Below are 15556 nucleotides of genomic sequence, written 5' to 3' on the forward strand. Positions count from 1 at the left end.
CATGAAGAACCTGCTCGGCGGCAAGGGCGCGAACCTCGCCGAGATGGCCAACCTCGGGCTGCCGGTGCCGCCGGGCTTCACGATCACGACCGAGGTCTGCACCTACTTCTACGCCAACGGCAAGACCTATCCGGCCGACCTCAAGGCGCAGGTCGACACCGCGCTGGCCCGGCTGGAGGAGGCCATGGGGGCCACCTTCGGCGACCCGGTGAACCCGCTGCTGGTCTCCGTGCGCTCGGGTGCCCGCGCGTCGATGCCCGGCATGATGGACACCGTCCTCAACCTGGGCCTCAACGACGTCACCGTGCAGGGCCTCGCCACGCGCTCCGGCGACCCGCGCTTCGCCTACGACAGCTACCGCCGCTTCATCCAGATGTACGGCAACGTCGTGCTGGACGTGGACCATCACCACTTCGAGGACATCCTCGATTCGCACAAGCGCGACCGGAACAAGAGCTTCGACACCGAGCTGACCGCCGAGGACTGGCAGGCCGTCGTCGCCGACTACAAGAAGATGGTCGAGCACGAACTGGGCCGCCCCTTCCCGCAGGACGTTCAGGAGCAGCTGTGGGGCGCCGTCGGCGCCGTCTTCAGCTCGTGGATGAACGCCCGCGCCATCACCTACCGCAAGCTGCACGACATCCCGGCCGACTGGGGCACGGCGGTGAACGTGCAGTGCATGGTGTTCGGCAACATGGGGGCCGACTGCGCCACCGGCGTGGCCTTCACCCGCAACCCGTCCACGGGTGAGAACGCCTTCTACGGCGAATACCTCGTCAACGCCCAGGGCGAGGACGTGGTGGCCGGCATCCGCACGCCGCAGCACCTGACCATCGCCGGCAAGGAATCGAACAAGTCCGACCTGCCGGCCATGGAAGAGGTGATGCCGGAGGTGTTCAACCAGCTGAACGAAGTGCGCCTGCGCCTCGAGAAGCACTACCGCGACATGCAGGACATCGAGTTCACGGTGCAGCAGGGCACGCTGTACATGCTCCAGACGCGCAACGGAAAGCGCACGGCGCCCGCCGCGCTGAAGATCGCCGTGGACATGGCCAGCGAGGGCCTGATCGACAAGGCCGAGGCCGTCAAGCGCATCGATCCCGCCTCCCTCGACCAGCTCCTCCACCCGACGCTGGACCCGAAGGCGGAGCGCAAGGTGATCGCCAAGGGCCTGCCGGCTTCCCCCGGTGCGGCCTCCGGCAAGGTCGTCTTCAGCGCCGACGAGGCGGAGCAGCAGGCGGCACTCGGCGACGCCGTCATCCTCTGCCGCATCGAGACGTCGCCTGAGGACATCCACGGCATGCACGCCGCCAAGGGCATTCTCACCACCCGCGGCGGCATGACCAGCCACGCCGCCGTGGTGGCCCGCGGCATGGGCCGCGCCTGCGTCGCCGGTGCGGGCGAACTGCGCATCGACTACAAGACCAAGACCATGGCCGTGCGCGACGTGATCGTGCGCGAGGGCGACATCGTCACCATCGACGGCTCGACCGGCGAGGTGATGCTGGGCTCCGTCCCCACCATCCAGCCCGAGCTGTCCGGCGACTTCGCCAAGCTCATGGAATGGGCCGACGGACTGCGCCGCATGAAGGTGCGCGCCAACGCCGAGACGCCGCTGGACGCCGAGACGGCGCGCAAGTTCGGCGCCGAGGGCATCGGCCTGTGCCGGACCGAGCACATGTTCTTCGACCCCAACCGCATCCTCGCCGTGCGCGAAATGATCCTGGCGGAGACCGAGGCCGGCCGGCGCGCCGCGCTCGCCAAGCTGGAGCCGTTCCAGAAGCAGGACTTCGTCGAGCTGTTCACGATCATGGCCGGCCTGCCGGTGACGATCCGCCTGCTCGACCCGCCGCTGCACGAGTTCCTGCCGCACACCGACGCGGAGATGGAGGAGGTGGCCAAGGCCGCCGGCACCGATCCGCTGCGCGTGCACCAGCGCGTCGTGCAGCTGCACGAGGCGAACCCCATGCTCGGCCACCGCGGCTGCCGCCTGGGCATCACCTTCCCCGAGATCTACGAGATGCAGGCGCGCGCCATCTTCACCGCCGTGGCGGAGCTGAAGGCGGCCGGGCAGACCGTGACGCCGGAGGTGATGATCCCGCTGATCGGCACCCGCAAGGAGCTGGACATCCTGAAGGGCGTCGTCGACGGTGCCGCCAAGCAGGTCATGCAGAAGACCGGCCAGAGCTTCGAGTACCACGTCGGCACCATGATCGAGCTGCCGCGCGCCGCGCTCCGCGCCGGTGAGATCGCCGAGACGGCGGAATTCTTCAGCTTCGGCACCAACGACCTGACGCAGACCACCTACGGCATCAGCCGCGACGACTCGGCCAGCTTCCTGCCCGACTACCAGCGCGCCGGGATCTTCGAGCACGACCCGTTCGCCACGCTGGACCAGGAAGGTGTCGGCGAGTTGGTCGCCATCGGCGTCGAGCGCGGCCGCAAGACCCGTCCGAACCTGAAGGTCGGCATCTGCGGCGAGCACGGCGGCGACCCGGCGTCGATCTCGTTCTGCGAATCGGTCGGCCTCGACTACGTCTCCTGCTCGCCCTACCGCGTGCCGATCGCCCGTCTGGCGGCGGCGCAGGCGGCGCTCAGCAGCGACACCGTGAAGCGCGACTGAGGCGCCGCACCTCGGCTGTGACAAGCACCTTTCCCCTCCCGGCCACCGCCGGGAGGGGAAAAACTTTGTCTAAAACTCAATTTGATTTGTTGCTATCATCCCGCCGCGATGCAGCAGGGCAGGGGGTGGGGCGCGATGCGGCAAGCGGTTCCGTTCGGGTGGAGCGACAGTCTGGCGACCGGGATTCCGGAGATCGACCGGCAGCACATCGAACTCGTGGACATGTTCCGCACCCTCGCCGCGCTGGAGCACGGCGGCGACCGGGCGGCGGTGCGCGCCGCGCTGGAAGAGCTGATCGCCCACGTCTGCAAGCACTTCGACGACGAGGAGCAGCTGATGCGCCGGCACCATTACGCCGAGCTGCCATCGCACGCGCAGGCGCACGACCTGCTGCTGCGCCAGATCCACAGCTTCGTCTCGCTGCTCGACGCCGCCCCCGACGGCGACGCCGGCGTCGACATCATCGACTTCGTCGGCAAGTGGCTGGTCGTGCACATGCAGCAGGACGACCACCGCCTAGGCGCCTTTCTCAAGGCCGAAGCCAAGCCCTGCGAAGTGGCCTGAGCGCCGGACGGCGCAAAAGCCCTGCCCCCTCCCGGCTCGCTTACGCTCGCCACCCTCCCCCTCTTCGAGGTGGAGGGTCATGCACCGAAGCGGCGGCAGTCCCCTCCACCGCCCACGGCGGGGGAGGGTTAGGGAGGGGGCAATAGAACCTCTACCGCCCGTTCCTGCGCCGCCGTTCGGACAGGTCCACCACCGGCTCCGGCACGCCGTGCTTCAGCGCGCGCAGGCAGTCCAGTTCCTGCGACACCGTCTCGCGCTCCGTCTCCGGGCGCACCAGCCGGCGGAAGGCCTTGCCGGTGGTGGGGAAGAAGTGCACGCGCCGGCCCGACGCGCCGCCCAGGTCCTGGCCGGTCAGCTTCAGCCCGGCGGCCTTGACGTAGTCCAGGACGAAGGCGGCGTTGGACGCCCCGGCGTCGAAGCTGGTGTCGATCACCCGCGCCGCGCCGAACACCTTCACCTCCAGCCGGTCGCGCTGGCCGCCGCGGGCGAGGATGTCGTTGATCAGCCGCTCCATCGCCACGCCGCCATAGCGCGTCGCCACGCCCAGCCCGCCTTCCGTCGGCGCGCCGGGCAGCAGGAAGTGGTTCATGCCGCCGACGTGGGCGACGGGGTCGTGGATGCAGGCGGCGACGCAGGACCCCAGCGTGGTGACCAGCATGTCGTCGGCGCGGGACGAGATGCGGTGCTGGCCCAGCACGACGGGAACGACGTAGGCGTTGAACTCCGGGTCGTAATAGCTGCCGTCGGACCGCACGCCGTCGCCGGTGGCGTGCCGCCGGTCGGGGCCGCTGCTGCGCTGGACGTTGCCGGCGCCGTCGTTCCGCATCGGGCCCTCCTCGTCGGCCGCGCCGTCGCGCGGCGGTCGCGTCATATCCTGCGACAAAGCGTAGCGCCCCAAGTGTTAACGAAATCACCCCGGGAGGGCTGGGGTGACCGCGATGGGGCATGCGCCGCCCGCACCGCTCCCTATGCCGAACAGCATAGATGACCGGCGGGCGGAGCCGCATCTGTCCAGAAGGTGGGCCTTCAGCTCAGATCAGCGTGATCCAGGTGGCTTCGCGGCCCTTGGCGGCCTCCTGCACCTTCATGTGCACGCGCTGGCCCGATTCGAGCTGGTGCAGGTTGCAGCGGCGCAGCACGCTCTTGTGCACGAACACGTCCTTGTCCGAATCGTCGGCGGCCACGAAGCCGAAGCCCTTGTCCGGCTTGAACCACTTCACCGTGCCCGACAACTCCACCGACGGCCCCGAGTCGCGGGTGCCGCCACCATAGCCGCCGCCAAAACCGCCGGCCCGCCCGCCGCGCGGCGCCGGGGCGGTTCCGCCGCCCAGCACCTCGACGATGCGGTTCACCTGCGGTCCCTTGGGCCCCTGCACGATCTGGCACAGGATCTCGGCCCCCTCGCCCAGCTCCTGCAGGCCGATGCGGTTGAGCACGGAGATGTGGAGGAAGGCGTCCGGCGTGCCGTCCGCCGGAGCGACGAAGCCGAAGCCCTTGGTCACGTTGAACCACTTCACCAGGGCTTTGGTCTGGACGCCATCGTCGAAGGACATGGCGTTGTGCTGATTGAACCGGGACAAGTCTCCGAACCCTTCAATCGAAGCGCCGCGCGCAGTTGATCCTTGGTCGTGACTTCGGGTCCGCGGTACTGGCCGGCGTTTCCCGAGGCCGGGGATTTTAGCCACACTCCGGCAAGGGGCACCAGCGTAATATTTCCTTCACGACCAAAGGAATAACCGCTTATGCGGGACCTTTCGGCGCACCCCTCCGCGCGCCCGTTCCCGGATGGCACCGCGCCTTGTTTTCGCTTGCGGCGCTGCCCATCTGCCCCCTCAATTGTGGGGGAGTTTGCGCACGACAAGCCCGGCCGACAACGGGCGCTGCAAGCGAGGGAGGAACAGGAATGAGTGACGCCGCCGCCACGCTTCCCGCACACCCGTGGGAGCGGGCCTATCCGCCCGAGGTCGACTGGCACGCCCCCATCCCGGTCGAACCGCTGCACCGGCTGTTCGACGACTCGGCGGCCGCCCACCCCGACCGGCCCTGCCTGGACTTCCTGGGCAAGCGGATGACCTACCGCGAGGTGGCGGCCCAGGTGGACCGCGCCGCCAAGGGCTTCCAGCAGATGGGCATCGGCAAGGGCTCGCGCGTCGGCCTGTTCCTGCCCAACACGCCCTATTACGTGATCGCCTTTTTCGCCGTGCTGAAGGCCGGCGGCACGGTGGTGAACTTCAACCCCCTCTACGCCGAGCGCGAGATCCTGCACCAGATCTCCGATAGCGGCGTGGAGACCATGGTGACGCTGGACCTTGCCGTGCTGCACGGCAAGCTGCTGCCGATGCTCACCCAGACCGGGCTGAAGCGCATCATCGTCTGCAAGATGGCGGACATCCTGCCGTTCCCCAAGAACTGGCTGTTCCCGATCGCCAAGCGCAAGGAGCTGGCCGCCATCCCCGACGACGGCCGCCACGTGCCGTTCCGCACGCTGCTGGCCAACGACGGCCGGCCGGCGCCGGTGGCGATCGACCCGCGCGCGGACGTGGCGGTGCTGCAGTACACCGGCGGCACCACCGGCGTGCCCAAGGGGGCGATGCTGACGCACGCCAACCTCTACGCCAACGCGGTGCAGTGCACGGCGTGGTTCGTCGGCGCCCGGCCGGGGGAGGAGCGCATGCTGGGCGTGCTGCCCTTCTTCCACGTCTTCGCCATGACCGTGGTGATGAACCTCAGCATCAAGTTCGGCGCCGAGATCGTGATGCTGCCGCGCTTCGACCTGGATCAGGTCATGCAGACCATCCACGAGAAGAAGCCGACGCTGTTCCCCGCCGTGCCCACCATCTACACGGCGATCAACCACCACAAGGACCTGGCGAAGTACGACCTGTCCTCGATCCGCTTCTGCCTGTCGGGCGGCGCCCCCCTGCCGGTGGAGGTGAAGGAGGCGTTCGAGCGCAACACCGGCTGCGTCCTGGTGGAGGGCTACGGCCTGTCGGAATCCTCCCCCGTCGCCACCGGCAACCCGCTGCACGGCGTCAACAAGCCGGGCTCCATCGGCCTGCCGCTGCCCGGCACGGTGATCGAGATCGTCAGCCTGGAGGAACCCCGGCGCGTCCTGCCCGTGGGCGAGAAGGGCGAGGTCTGCATCCGCGGCCCGCAGGTGATGAAGGGTTACTGGAACAAGCCGCACGAGACGGCGCTGACCCTGATCGACGGCCGCCTGCACACCGGCGACGTCGGCACCATGGACGAGGACGGCTACGTCTTCATCGTCGACCGCATCAAGGACATGATCCTGTGCAGCGGCTTCAACGTCTATCCCCGCAACGTGGAGGAGGCGATCTACCTGCACCCGGCCGTGGCCGAATGCGTGGTGGCCGGCGTGCCGGACGAGTACCGCGGCCAGACGGTGAAGGCCTACGTCAAGGTCGCCGACGGGCAGGAGCTGACCAAGGACGAGCTGTGCGCCTTCCTGAAGGACAAGCTCTCCCCCATCGAGATGCCGAAGGTCGTGGAGTTCCGCGACGCGCTGCCCAAGACGATGATCGGCAAGCTGTCGCGCAAGGCCCTGCTGGACGAGGAGGCGGCGCGCATGAAGGACGGCCATGGCTGAACACCCCGCCGCTGACACCGATACCGACACCGATACCGCCCGGCGCGGGCGGCTGCGCGGCTTCCTCAACCACCTGCTCCTGTACTTCGGGGTGATGGTCGTCGTGGTGCCGATCAACGCGTTGACCGCGCCGGACACCCCGTGGTTCCTCTTCCCCCTGGTCGCCTGGGGCGCCCCGCTGGCCGTGCACGCGGCCTACGTCATGGGCTGGTGGGGGCGAAGAAGCCTATGAGCGTCGCCCTGCGCACTCCTCATATGCTGCTGAATAGATCGGGTTGAGCACCAATTACGGCATCCCGTAATACGTCCTTAGCTTTCACGCTCCGAAAGAACTTGTAGTATGATGTCGCCCTATATTGCTCCGCTATATCTCTAGTAAGGTTTATGGCTGCGCTTATATAAAGATTTGACTTAGAAAAATCTTCTAAGTTTATGCCATCGCGACGGCACAGTAGGCCAACAACGTAAAGTATATGGAATGATCCTTCTATTATGAACTCATCGTCATCCCTCCGCGACATATTTCTTTTGATCCGCTTTTTGACAGTTTTCTTTTCTTCTTCGATGATCTTTGCGAGCAGGACGCAGCAGAGAATTTTCTGCTCAGTGATGTCATCGTTGAAGATGAGGTGATACATACTCCCAAATATTTGGTCTGACTGGGTTTTCGCTCTGTCAGGCTCCCCAAGATAGTAGGCTAGATATGTCTGTCCGGCGCGAAGGGCGTCAATTCTCTTATCTGCATGGTTGTCTGCATATTGACCACGCTTGCGCTCGTAGTAATAGCCAAGGGCGAGGAATCCTTTTTCAAGCCTTCTCTGGATAGGATGGTTTGCTCTAAGATCTCGTGATTTAATGGGTGTTTGCGTGTTTGTGGCCTCGGCGATTTTCAAAACGATTTCTGCATTCCTTGTCTCATATATCCTGACAAGAAGGTATATATCTTTGACTCGGTCCGGATCGGTTTTGTGAACCTCAAATAGGGCATGAGATGTTTGTGCGCCGTTTACAATCTGCATGTTTTCGAGTTGCACGTAAGGATTAGGGATGCCGGTACCGCATTGAAAAGATTGGCAGACGATGGTGACGCCGTTATTGAGGTACCAAAAATCCTGATGCTCAGGTCCAAGGGCTGTCTCGATAATAGATTTATTTACGTCATTCTTCGTCCCTAAAAAAACGCGTATGTTCTCGTCGAAGAGTGGGGCAAATATCTTTGTAGTGTCGCTTGGGTCGGAGATCATGCTGACGAAATCCGATGCTTGAACCGTGGCAATAAGTCCTCTGTGCCTTTCGTCGTTGCGAATAAAGTATTGCTTATCAAGCAACCTGAGCTTTCCGCTAGACGGGCGGAAAGAACTTCGTATAATCTGATTTACAAGCGTAGGTAAATTAATGTCGTGTATTTCAACAAAAGAGTAATCTCTGAAAAATGCTTTCGCCCGCTCCTCATCATGTGGCGAGAATCCGTCACCATTAGAGCAGAAATATATCTTTATACGAAATCTTGGGTCGACGTATTTTTCCCAGACATATAAAATCTTATCATAAAGCAGGTGATTGCTTGATTGCTTCAATCCTGGATTTTTGTTGATAAGGTCAAAAATGAAACTGAAAACCTCATCTAACTCTCTGCCCGGGAAATTTCTTGTAGATTTTTCAAATGTTTTCCTGTACCGGCAGTTAAACAGGTGCAATGTGCACTGACCATCGCGCTCATCAAAATACATGGCATCAATGCCGCGGTCGTTTGATCCATCTGTAATGGTGTCGGATGTTTCTTCTATTGTTATGTTTAGAAGGCTAGGGACTACGATATATGGAAAAGCCTTTCCCGAATCGGAAATGCCAATGTCCTTCTGGGCCATTTGCACCTGATTGTCCAGGAGAGACCAATCGAGGCGGTTTACGCGCGTATTCAAATCATTCATGTCTGTCAGCTCGCCCGGGAAGCCGTTATGGAGCGGAAATGGCCCCAACTGCTCAAGTTTACAGATAGATAGGATATGCCTCAAGTGTCGCGCTTTGCTCGTGTGTCCGTGTCAGCTGAGTTGCCTGTCGCTGGCGCAAGACCAGTGCGAACACTGGTTGCGCGCGCGTTGGGTTGGAACGGATATAGAACACCTAACCTCAGCGATGAATTCTATCGACGTTATGCCGCCCTCACTCATTATTAGCGAATAGACCCAACGCGAGATCAGATCATGCCGCAGGGTGAACGCAAGGCGGTGCTGGCGCGCATCCAGGGGCGGGTGCAGGGCGTGTGGTACCGCGGCTGGACGGTGGAGACGGCGACCGGCCTGGGCCTTTCCGGCTGGGTGCGCAACCGCGCCGACGGCTCGGTCGAGGCGCTGTTCGCCGGCCCGGCCACGGCCGTGGAGGCGATGCTGGCCGCCTGCCGCGAGGGTCCGCCGGCCGCCGTGGTGCGCGACGTCCTGACCGAACCGGCCGAGGACCCCGGCCCCGGCGGCTTCCACCAGCGCCCGACGGCGTGAATTGGGCGGCGTGACCCAAGGGCGTGAGTCGGGACCTCCCGATTGACAATATTCCTATCGGCCGGCACGATGGAGGTGATCCTGGCCGTCCCCTGCGCGCACGCGCGACGGCCGAAAATGGAGGGAATGGCCGAATGCAACACCCTGCCGAATCCGTTGCATCCCGTTGCATCCGGTTGCATCGGCTCCCCCCGGCCGGGCCGCTCGCACCCCGCATTAGGGTTCCGTTCACCATGCCGCGCTAGGCTGGCGCCGGCAGGAACCTGTGGAGGCGGCGGTGATCGGCTCGGATCTCTCGTCCATCAAGAGCATGCTGACGAACGCCTTCACCAAGGCCGCCGAGGCCAAGGGCAAGGCCGGCGCCAAGGACGCGGCCGAGCCCAAGCCGGCGGCCCCCAGGGACACGTCCGACCCCGCCTTCCTGCTCAGCGCCAACCTTCAGGACCTCACGCAACGCCTGCGCGGCCTCAGCGACGGGGCCAGCGACGGGGCGAAGAAAGGCGTCGATGACGCCGACGCGGCGCTGGCGCAGATGCAGGGTGTGGCCGCCTTCACCGAGGAATTCGGCAAGCAGCTGGACTCGGTCATGGACGCCATGGGCCGCGACCTGGAGCGCACGCTGAAGGCGCTGGGCTTCGGCGACGAGGACGCGGGCAAGGCGGTCAAGGGCTTCAAGGGCCGCTTCGGCGACGACGAGCGCAAGGCGGCCCTGGCCGAGGCGCGGCCCCGCCTGCTCGCCGCCGCCTCGGAGGAGCGCGAGGCCGCCAGCGTCGCCGTCGAGGTGCGCAACATCGAGCTGACCATCCAGCAGGGCGACAAGTCGCTGTCGATCTCCTTCGACAGCGCGTCGCTGTCGCTGCGCCACAGCCGCGAATCGGCGTCCTTCGCCACCGACGGCCGCAGCGCCGCCTACACCCGCGAGAGCGAGGCGGCGGCGCTGGACGTGCGCCAGACCGGCCTGACCGTGAAGGCCGACGGCTTCACCGACGAGGAGCTGGAGGGCGTGCTGGGGGCCTTGGGCAACGTCATGGCCAGCGACGACCCGGCCGCCGCCTTCGAAGGGCTGGCGACCGTCACGCCCAAGGACAAACCCAAGGACGGCAGCCCGCTCGGCCTGTCGCTGGACTTGATGGGGGCGTTCAAGGCGGCGTTCGGCGGCACCCCCGCCGAGCCGGCCGCCAAGGGCGTGAACCTCGTTGCGTAGGCCGGCCTGCACACTGGTCGCTCTCGCCCTGCTGGCCGGGCCGGCGGCGGCGAACGACGACCCGATCAGCAAGGTGGAGCGCACGAACCCCCGCCACATGCCGCCGCTGCCGCCCGGCGGCTACGACCTGCCGCTGTCGCCGCCGGTGGTGCAGTTCCCGCTGCCGCCGCAGTGGGTGACCATCCGCTCCAAGGAGGACTGGCGCAAGGCCGGCCGCATCGAGAAGAAGCTCAGCGACGCCTGCGCCGCCCGCCGCTTCCGCCAGCAGATGCCCATGCGCTTCCGCGCCGTCTTCAAGACCGACGTGCTGGGCGTGGCGTTCGGCCACGGCCTGAACCTGGTGGACGAGGACAAGCTGGCCGACAAGAAGATGATCTACCTGTTCCGCAACGGCGACAGCACCGGCTGCGTCGTGGTCGCCATGGACAACCAGGACGTCAACGCCCTGCGCGCCGCCGGCGCCGAGGTGAACCCGGCGGGCGCGCGGCGGTAGCCTCACGCCCCCTCCCCGAACACCTCTTCCCAGGCGGCGATCAGGGCCGAATCGACGTCCTCCATGGTCACCAGATGGCCCAGCGCCACCATGGACGTGACCCCGTACTGCGAGATGCCGCAGGGAACGATGCCGCCGAAGTGGCTGAGGTCCGGCTCCACGTTCAGCGCCACGCCGTGGAAGGTCACCCAGCGGCGCACGCGCACGCCCAGGGCGGCGATCTTGTCCTCCTGGCCCTTCAGCCCGCCGTAGGGGGCCTTGTCCACCCAGATGCCGACGCGGCCCTCGCGCCGCTCGCCCTTGATGTTGAAGGCCGCCAGCGTGCGGATCAGCCATTCCTCCAGGTCGCGGACGTAGGCGCGCACGTCGGCGCCGCGCTTCTTCAGGTCCAGCATGACGTAGCCCACGCGCTGCCCCGGCCCGTGGTAGGTGAACTGGCCGCCGCGCCCGGTGCGGTAGACGGGGAAGCGGTCGGGCTCCAGCAGGTCCTCGTCGCGGGCACTGGTGCCGGCGGTGTAGAGCGGCGGGTGCTCCAGCAGCCACACCAGCTCCGGCGCGGTGCCGGCGCGGATCGCCTCGACCCGTTCCTCCATGGCCGCCACCGCCTCGGGGTAGGGGACGGGGGCCTCGCTGATCCGCCATTCGATGCCGTGGCGCAGGATGGTTCCGGTGTCCGTCATGGGTGGGGACGCACTTTCTTTCCGAATTGTCGATTGCGAGGCTTGATGCCCCGCTCGGGATCTGGTATTCCCCCGCCCACTCCGGTGCAAGCATCGGATCTACCAGGGATGCGGTCGTGGCGGAATTGGTAGACGCGCAGCGTTGAGGTCGCTGTGGCAGAAATGCCGTGGAAGTTCGAGTCTTCTCGACCGCACCATCTCCCCTCCGGGTCATCCGAAGGGGAGTGACGAAAAAAGCCCGCGGGTCTCCGGACCACGCGGGCTTTTTCGTGTTCCGGGGTTAGGTCAGCGCCAAACTCTCAGCGGATGAACACGTACTGGTCCAGCGACACCCGCCGCATGGTCTGCACGATGTAGGGCTGGGCGTTCACGATGGTGACGTTGCCCTTGGCGTCGCGGCAGCGGTTGGCCAGGATGAACAGCATGCCGATCGCCGTCGAATCGAGGAACGTCAGGTAGCGCAGGTCCAGCGCCACGTCCGGGCGCGCCGCGAAATCCCACTCGTCCACCATGGCGTGGAACTTCTGGGCGTCGTCGTAGGTGAATCGACCTGACAGCAGGATGCCTTCCGTGCCGTCGACGTCGGTGAAGGCGTACTCCATTGCCGGTTCCCGGTGTCGCTTCGCGGTCCCAGGAAACACGCTTCCGCGCGCTCTGTCCAGCGGTGGCGCCCGAACGCTGGACATCGCGTGCGCGGCCCTCTATCTCGTGCCGTGCGTACGGCAGGCGTACGCGCTCCGGCCATGGGGGAAGCGATGCACGCGTCCGATCAGAACGATCCGCACGCCTTGCCCTCCGCTGGCCCGCCCCCCGCCGGCCCGCCCCCGTCCGCCCCGCCTCCCGAGGAGGAGCGCCCGTCCCAGTTCCGCGAGGAGGAGGAGGAGCGGCCCTACGGTGTCGAGCCCGAGTTCGTCGAGGAGATCGCCCAGCAGCTGCGCGTCGGCCGCACCGGCGCCGTCCGCGCCGAGCTGGAGGATTTCCACGCCGCCGACGTCGCCGACCTGATCGAGCAGATCGACCCCGACGTGCGCGCCGACCTGATCGAGGTGCTGCGCCCGGGCTTCGACGCCGAGGTTCTGTCCTACCTGAACGCCGACCTGCGCGAGGAGGTGGTCGACCTCTTCGAGCCGAAGGAGCTGGCCGCCGCGGTGGCCGAGCTGGACACCGACGACGCCGTCGACGTCATCGAGGACCTGGACGAGGAAACCCGCGCCGAGATCCTGGCCAACCTGCCGGAAGAGGACCGCGCGCTGGTCCAGGAGAACCTGGCGTACGAGGAGTACACCGCCGGCCGCCTGATGCAGCGCGACCTCGTCGCCGTGCCGCAGTTCTGGACGGTGGGCCGCACGCTCGACTACCTGCGCGCGGCCGGCGACGACCTGCCGGAGGATTTCTACGACCTGTTCGTCGTCGATCCCATGCACCGGGTGGTGGGGGCGGTGCGGCTGTCGCGCGTCATGCGGCAGAAGCGCTCCGTGCGCATCGCCGACCTCGTCACCGACGACCTGCACACCATCCCCGGCACCATGGACCAGGAGGAGGTGGCGAACCTCTTCCGCCAGTACGCGCTGGTCTCCGCCCCGGTGGTGGACCCGGCCGGGCGGCTGATCGGCGTCATCACCGTGGACGACGTGGTGCACGTCATCGACGAGGAGGCGTCGGACGACATCCTGAAGCTGGGCGGCGCCGGCGACACCGGCGTCTACTCCGCCACGCTGGACATCGCCAAGGCGCGCGTCGGCTGGCTGGTGGTGAACCTCGTCACCGCCTTCATCGCGGCCGGCGTCATCTCGCTGTTCGAGGCGACGATCGAGCAGATCGTGGCGCTGGCCGTGCTGATGCCCATCGTCGCCTCCATGGGCGGCAACGCCGGCACGCAGACGCTGACCGTGGCGGTGCGTGCGCTGGCGACGCGCGAGCTGTCGGCCGCCAACGCGTGGCGCGTGGTGGGGAAGGAGGTGGCGGTCGGCCTGATCAACGGCGGGGTCTTCGCCGTTCTGGTCGGGCTCATCGCCTGGGTGTGGTTCGGGCCGATGATCGGCGTGGTCATCGCCAGCGCCATGGTCATCAACCTGTTCGTCGCCGGCCTGTTCGGCGTGCTGATCCCGCTGGGGCTCGACCGGCTGGACATCGACCCGGCGGTGGCCAGTTCGGTGTTCCTCACCACGGTGACCGACGTGGTGGGCTTCTTCGCCTTCCTCGGGCTGGCGGCCGCCATTCTCCTGTAAAGCCATACCGGCGGCGCTTGATCGCTTCCATCAAGCGCCGCCGGTCAAACCCGGCAGCCCCTTGCACAGCAAGGGGCGAGAGGGTGATACGGACGAAGCCTTCAGGCTTCGTCCGTATCATTCGTGAAGAAACGGCTTGCGCGCGCGGCCATGCACCGGTAGACCGGTGGCATGGCTGGGGTGCTGCACGCGTGGCGTGCGGCTGAGATCACACCCAACGAACCTGTCTGGATAATGCCAGCGAAGGGAGCCGCGCATGGCCGAACCACGCCCGAAATCCGTCCGTATTCCGTCCGCCAAGCCGCGCATCGCCGTCATCGGTGCCGGCGTCATCGGCCTGGGCATCGCGTGGCGGCTGGCCGCCGCCGGCTGCCCCGTGCAGGTCTTCGACCGCGCCGCCGCGGGGGCCGGGGCCAGCCGCGCCGCCGCCGGCATGCTGGCCGCCTGCATGGAGACCGAACCGGGGGAGGAGCGCCTGCTCGGCCTCACCCGCGCCAGCCAGGACCGGTGGCCGGCCTTCGCCGCCGAACTGCTGGCCGCCACCGGCATCGACGTGGACCTGCGCACGGAAGGCACGCTGTTTGCCGCGCTGAACGCCGACGACGCGGCGCGCCTGCGCTTCCTGCACGATTTCCATCGCGGCCTGGGCCTGCCCATCGACTGGCTGGACGGTGCCGAGGCGCGGCGGCGCGAGCCCTTCCTGCACCCCGGCGTGCCGGCCGCGCTGTACAGCGCCGTCGACCATCAGGTGGACAACCGCAGGCTCTCCGCCGCCCTCCTGGCTGCCGCCCGCAACGCGGGTGCCGAGGTGCACGAGCACACGGAGGTCGCCCGCGTGCTGGTGGAGGGCGGTCGCGCCGCCGGCCTTGCGGTCGGCGACACCACCATCCCGGCGGACGTCGTGGTGCTGGCGGCCGGCGCGTGGTCGCGCGGCATCGACGGGCTGCCGAAGGAAGCCCTGCCGCCGGTGCGGCCGATCAAGGGGCAGATGCTGTCGCTGCGCATGGACCCCGCCGCCCCGCTGCTGAACCACGTGGTGTGGACGACCGGCGCCTATCTGGTGCCGCGCCGCGACGGCACGCTGATCGTCGGCGCCACGACGGAGGAGAAGGGCTTCGATGATTCGCTCACGGCCGGCGGCTTGCTGTCGCTGCTGGAAGGCGTATGGCGCGCCCTGCCGTCGGCGGCCGAACTGCCGATTATCGAAACCTGGACCGGCTTCCGCCCCGGCAGCCGCGACGACGCGCCGATCCTTGGGCATGGCGTCGTGGACGGCCTGGTCTACGCCACCGGCCACCACCGCAACGGCATCCTGCTCGCCCCCATCACGGCCGACACGGTCGCCGACCTGATCCTCTCCGGCGAGGCCGACGCGGTCATCCGCCCCTACGAAATCGCGCGTTTCGCTGCCTGAGCCGGGGAGGGGACGCATGCCCACCATCCGCCTGAACGGCGCCGAGGCGCCGCTGACCGCCCGCACCCTGGCCGAATTGATGGCCGAGCTGCTGCCCGGCCACGGCATCGCCCAAGAAACGCGCGGCGTCGCCGTGGCCCGCAACGGCGCCGTCGTGCCGCGGCGTGCCTGGGACACCACGGCGCTGGAGCCCGGCGACACCCTGGAAATCGTCCGCCCGCTGCAAGGCGGCTGAGGAAGGACCT

Annotated in this window: 15 protein-coding genes, 1 tRNA gene and 1 riboswitch; of the genes, 11 read left to right on the forward strand and 5 right to left on the reverse strand. The window is 66.6% G+C overall.

Translation table 11 applies throughout. The features are described 5' to 3' along the window. Position 1 precedes the first annotated feature (1 nt). Entirely contained in the window at positions 2–2623 is a 2622-nt protein-coding gene (gene ppdK / locus VED21_RS30145) for a pyruvate, phosphate dikinase (protein WP_324889103.1), read from the forward strand. Between the two features lie 135 nt (positions 2624–2758). Continuing rightward, the gene (locus VED21_RS30150) at positions 2759–3187 is read left to right on the forward strand and encodes a bacteriohemerythrin (protein WP_324889105.1); all 429 of its coding nucleotides are present in this window, start codon (positions 2759–2761) and stop codon (positions 3185–3187) included. A 151-nt stretch (positions 3188–3338) separates the two neighbouring features. Here VED21_RS30150 and VED21_RS30155 read toward each other — a convergent pair whose 3' ends face one another. Both VED21_RS30155 and VED21_RS30160 read right to left on the reverse strand, forming a co-directional pair. Beyond that, complete coding sequence (locus tag VED21_RS30155; protein WP_324889107.1) at positions 3339–4013, reverse strand: chemotaxis protein; 675 nt, start codon at positions 4011–4013, stop codon at positions 3339–3341. 205 nt (positions 4014–4218) lie between these two features. Continuing rightward, positions 4219–4740 carry a cold-shock protein gene (locus tag VED21_RS30160; RefSeq protein ID WP_324889109.1) on the reverse strand — a complete coding sequence of 174 codons (522 nt, stop codon included), beginning with the start codon at positions 4738–4740 and terminating at the stop codon, positions 4219–4221. Between the two features lie 350 nt (positions 4741–5090). On the opposite strand from VED21_RS30160, the gene VED21_RS30165 reads away from it, so the two are divergent. Together VED21_RS30165 and VED21_RS30170 are read left to right on the forward strand one after the other, a co-directional pair. After that, positions 5091–6797, forward strand: a complete 1707-nt coding sequence (locus VED21_RS30165; protein WP_324889111.1) for a long-chain fatty acid--CoA ligase — start codon at positions 5091–5093, stop codon at positions 6795–6797. Next, positions 6790–7029: a 2TM domain-containing protein gene (locus tag VED21_RS30170; RefSeq protein WP_324889113.1), complete on the forward strand. Its 240-nt coding sequence runs from the start codon at positions 6790–6792 to the stop codon at positions 7027–7029. Before VED21_RS30165 ends, VED21_RS30170 begins: the two co-directional genes overlap by 8 nt. A gap of 19 nt (positions 7030–7048) precedes the next feature. Here VED21_RS30170 and VED21_RS30175 read toward each other — a convergent pair whose 3' ends face one another. After that, positions 7049–8665: an AIPR family protein gene (locus VED21_RS30175; RefSeq protein WP_324889115.1), complete on the reverse strand. Its 1617-nt coding sequence runs from the start codon at positions 8663–8665 to the stop codon at positions 7049–7051. A 336-nt stretch (positions 8666–9001) separates the two neighbouring features. Here VED21_RS30175 and VED21_RS30180 point away from each other — a divergent pair, with 336 nt between their 5' ends. From VED21_RS30180 to VED21_RS30190, 3 genes are all read left to right on the forward strand, one after another. Further along, on the forward strand, positions 9002–9292 hold the full coding sequence (locus tag VED21_RS30180) for an acylphosphatase (protein ID WP_324889117.1): 291 nt from the start codon (positions 9002–9004) through the stop codon (positions 9290–9292). Between the two features lie 277 nt (positions 9293–9569). Next, positions 9570–10496: a hypothetical protein gene (locus VED21_RS30185; RefSeq protein ID WP_324889119.1), complete on the forward strand. Its 927-nt coding sequence runs from the start codon at positions 9570–9572 to the stop codon at positions 10494–10496. Beyond that, complete coding sequence (locus VED21_RS30190; protein WP_324889121.1) at positions 10489–10989, forward strand: hypothetical protein; 501 nt, start codon at positions 10489–10491, stop codon at positions 10987–10989. The genes VED21_RS30185 and VED21_RS30190 overlap by 8 nt, the downstream gene beginning before the upstream one ends. A gap of 2 nt (positions 10990–10991) precedes the next feature. On the opposite strand, the gene lipB is transcribed toward VED21_RS30190, so the two are convergent. Beyond that, positions 10992–11636: a lipoyl(octanoyl) transferase LipB gene (gene lipB / locus VED21_RS30195; protein ID WP_324889169.1), complete on the reverse strand. Its 645-nt coding sequence runs from the start codon at positions 11634–11636 to the stop codon at positions 10992–10994. A gap of 143 nt (positions 11637–11779) precedes the next feature. On the opposite strand from lipB, the gene VED21_RS30200 reads away from it, so the two are divergent. After that, a tRNA-Leu gene (locus VED21_RS30200) sits at positions 11780–11866 on the forward strand. Positions 11867–11968: 102 nt separating this feature from the next. Here the strand turns inward: VED21_RS30200 and VED21_RS30205 are convergent. After that, entirely contained in the window at positions 11969–12271 is a 303-nt protein-coding gene (locus tag VED21_RS30205) for an STAS domain-containing protein (RefSeq protein WP_324889123.1), read from the reverse strand. Between the two features lie 153 nt (positions 12272–12424). On the opposite strand from VED21_RS30205, the gene mgtE reads away from it, so the two are divergent. The 3 genes from mgtE to thiS all read left to right on the forward strand — a co-directional run bounded on the left by mgtE (position 12425) and on the right by thiS (position 15546). Then, positions 12425–13897, forward strand: coding sequence for a magnesium transporter (mgtE, locus tag VED21_RS30210; protein ID WP_324889125.1), 1473 nt, complete (start codon positions 12425–12427; stop codon positions 13895–13897). 166 nt (positions 13898–14063) lie between these two features. After that, positions 14064–14163: riboswitch (TPP riboswitch) on the forward strand. Then, positions 14154–15311 carry a glycine oxidase ThiO gene (gene thiO / locus VED21_RS30215; protein ID WP_324889127.1) on the forward strand — a complete coding sequence of 386 codons (1158 nt, stop codon included), beginning with the start codon at positions 14154–14156 and terminating at the stop codon, positions 15309–15311. (Overlaps the previous riboswitch by 10 nt.) Positions 15312–15327: 16 nt before the next feature. After that, a complete protein-coding gene (thiS, locus tag VED21_RS30220) occupies positions 15328–15546 on the forward strand; it encodes a sulfur carrier protein ThiS (RefSeq protein WP_324889129.1) in 219 nt (72 codons plus the stop codon). The last annotated feature ends 10 nt before the right edge of the window (positions 15547–15556 follow it).

The sequence above is a fragment of the Azospirillum sp. genome (assembly GCF_035627195.1).
Classification (GTDB): domain Bacteria; phylum Pseudomonadota; class Alphaproteobacteria; order Azospirillales; family Azospirillaceae; genus Azospirillum.

Coding starts and splice junctions, on each gene's coding strand:
- VED21_RS30180 (WP_324889117.1), top strand. CDS start 9,002: ATGCCGCAGGGTGAACGCAAGGCGGTGCTGGCGCGCATCCAGGGGCGG.
- ppdK (WP_324889103.1), top strand. CDS start 2: ATGAAGAACCTGCTCGGCGGCAAGGGCGCGAACCTCGCCGAGATGGCC.
- VED21_RS30170 (WP_324889113.1), top strand. CDS start 6,790: ATGGCTGAACACCCCGCCGCTGACACCGATACCGACACCGATACCGCC.
- VED21_RS30175 (WP_324889115.1), bottom strand. CDS start 8,665: ATGGCCCAGAAGGACATTGGCATTTCCGATTCGGGAAAGGCTTTTCCA.
- VED21_RS30155 (WP_324889107.1), bottom strand. CDS start 4,013: ATGCGGAACGACGGCGCCGGCAACGTCCAGCGCAGCAGCGGCCCCGAC.
- thiO (WP_324889127.1), top strand. CDS start 14,154: ATGGCCGAACCACGCCCGAAATCCGTCCGTATTCCGTCCGCCAAGCCG.
- mgtE (WP_324889125.1), top strand. CDS start 12,425: ATGCACGCGTCCGATCAGAACGATCCGCACGCCTTGCCCTCCGCTGGC.
- VED21_RS30150 (WP_324889105.1), top strand. CDS start 2,759: ATGCGGCAAGCGGTTCCGTTCGGGTGGAGCGACAGTCTGGCGACCGGG.
- VED21_RS30165 (WP_324889111.1), top strand. CDS start 5,091: ATGAGTGACGCCGCCGCCACGCTTCCCGCACACCCGTGGGAGCGGGCC.
- VED21_RS30205 (WP_324889123.1), bottom strand. CDS start 12,271: ATGGAGTACGCCTTCACCGACGTCGACGGCACGGAAGGCATCCTGCTG.
- thiS (WP_324889129.1), top strand. CDS start 15,328: ATGCCCACCATCCGCCTGAACGGCGCCGAGGCGCCGCTGACCGCCCGC.
- VED21_RS30160 (WP_324889109.1), bottom strand. CDS start 4,740: ATGTCCTTCGACGATGGCGTCCAGACCAAAGCCCTGGTGAAGTGGTTC.